1 protein-coding gene is annotated in these 2241 nt (G+C 68.4%); it reads left to right on the forward strand.

Translation table 11 applies throughout. From position 1 onward, the window contains the following. The first annotated feature begins 28 nt into the window (after positions 1–28). Positions 29–2023, forward strand: coding sequence for a peptidoglycan D,D-transpeptidase FtsI family protein (locus tag DQP56_RS23925; protein WP_112689554.1), 1995 nt, complete (start codon positions 29–31; stop codon positions 2021–2023). Positions 2024–2241: the final 218 nt, after the last annotated feature.

Here is a 2241-nt window from a genome sequence, read left to right on the forward strand (position 1 = left end):
TGCCACCGGTGCTTCCGGGAGCTCCGCGATGAGAAGGCCGGCTCGGAGCACCGGACCGACGCGGCGCGCCGACGGCTCGATCAAGGCGGGCACGCGCAGGGCCGGCCGACCCGCCAAGCCCACCAAGCAGCCCAAGTCGGCCAAAACGACCAAAGTTACCCAGCAGACCGGACATTCGGCGCGTGACCGTCGTACCCGGCCGGCCACCGACCTGGGGCTGCGCAGCGCATCGTTTGTCTTCCGCCACCGCACCGGCAACGCCGTCATCTTCCTGGTACTGGCGCTGTCCGCGGCCCAGTTGTTTTATCTGCAGGTGCCGCGAGCGTCGGGATTGCGGGCCGAGGCCGCCGGGCAACTCAAGGTCACCGACGTCCAGCAGGCCATGCGCGGCGACATCATCGACCGCACCGGCGACAAGTTGGCGTTCACCATCGAAGCCCGGGCATTGACGTTCCAGCCGATCAAGGTCGGCAAGCAACTCGCGGAGGCCCGGAAAAAGGATCCGGCCGCCCCCGAACCGCAGCGGCGGTTGCAGGAGATCGCCACGGACATCGCCGGCCGGCTCGGGAACAAGCCGGATGCGGCGACGCTACTGAAGAAACTGCGCAGCAACGAGACCTTTGTCTATCTGGCCCGTGCCGTCGATCCGGCGCTGGCCGAGGTGATCACCGACAAATATCCGGAGGTCGGCAGCGAGCGCCAGGATCTGCGGCAGTACCCGGGCGGATCGTTGGCCGCCAACATCATCGGCGGCATCGACTGGGATGGCCACGGCCTGCTCGGGCTGGAAGACTCGATGGACGCCGTGCTGGCCGGCACCGACGGCTCGATCACCTACGACCGCGGCTCCGACGGGGTGGTCATCCCGGGCAGCTACCGCAACCGACACAAGGCCGTCAACGGGTCGACGATCCAGCTGACCCTCGACGACGACATCCAGTTCTATGTCCAGCAGCAGGTTCAGCAGGCCAAGAACGTCTCCGGCGCCCGCAACGTCACCGCGGTGGTGCTCGACGCCACGAGCGGCGAGGTTCTGGCGATGGCCGGCGACAACACCTTCGACCCGTCCCAGGACATCGGGCGACAGGAGGACCGGCAGCTGGGCAACCCGGCGGTGTCGTCGCCGTTCGAGCCCGGCTCGGTGAACAAGATCATCACCGCCGCCTCGGTCATCGAGCACGGGCTGAGCAACCCCGATGAGGTGCTACAGGTTCCGGGCTCGATCAACATCGCCGATGTCACCGTCAGCGACGCCTGGGAGCACGGGGTGGCGCCCTACACCACGACCGGGATCTTCGGGAAGTCCTCCAACGTCGGCACCCTGATGCTGGCGCAGCGGGTGGGACCGGAGCGTTGGTTCGAGATGCTGGAGAAATTCGGTCTGGGGCAGCGCACCGGTGTCGCGCTTCCCGGCGAGAGCGCCGGGCTGGTTCCGCCGGTCGACCAGTGGTCGGGCAGTTCGTTCGCCAACCTTCCGATCGGCCAGGGCCTTTCGATGACACTGCTGCAGATGGCCGGGATGTATCAGGCCATCGCCAACGACGGATTGCGGATCCCGCCGCGAATCATCAAGGCCACCATCGCCCCCGACGGCGCCCGCACCGAGGAACCCCGCCCAGACGGGGTGCGGGTCGTCTCGGAGCAGACCGCGCAGACCGTCCGCAACATGTTGCGCTCGGTGACCCAGCGCGACCCGACCGGTGTTCAGCAGGGCACCGGATGGCAGGCCGCCGTCGACGGCTACCAGATCGCCGGAAAGACCGGCACCGCCCAGCAGATCAATCCCGGCTGCGGCTGCTATTACGACGACGTCTACTGGATCACCTTCGCCGGGATCGCGCCGGCGGACAATCCGCGCTACGTCATCGCGATGATGATGGACAACCCCCATCGGGCCGCCGACGGATCGCCGGGCACGTCGGCCGCGCCGCTGTTCCACAACATCGCCGGCTGGCTGTTGCAGCGGCACAATGTCCCGCTGTCGCCGGACCCGGGACCGCCGCTCGTGCTACAGGCGATGTAGCGGGCGTCCCCGCTCCGGGCTGCGAAATGGCGATCGGCCACTCCGCTGGGGGTGCCCGCCTGGGTAGTCTCAGGTCCGGTTCTGGTGACCTGGCCGCAGCGGATGGAGGTGATCGCGGTGTCTGCCGCAATGCGCCCTGAGGTCGGGACGGGTACGCCGCTGCGCGTCCTGGCCGACCGCGTCGGGGCGGTCTCCGCGACCGGCGGTGTGGTGCCGGA

The organism is Mycolicibacter senuensis (assembly GCF_003284925.1).
In the GTDB taxonomy this organism is placed as follows: Bacteria; Actinomycetota; Actinomycetes; order Mycobacteriales; family Mycobacteriaceae; genus Mycobacterium; species Mycobacterium algericum_A.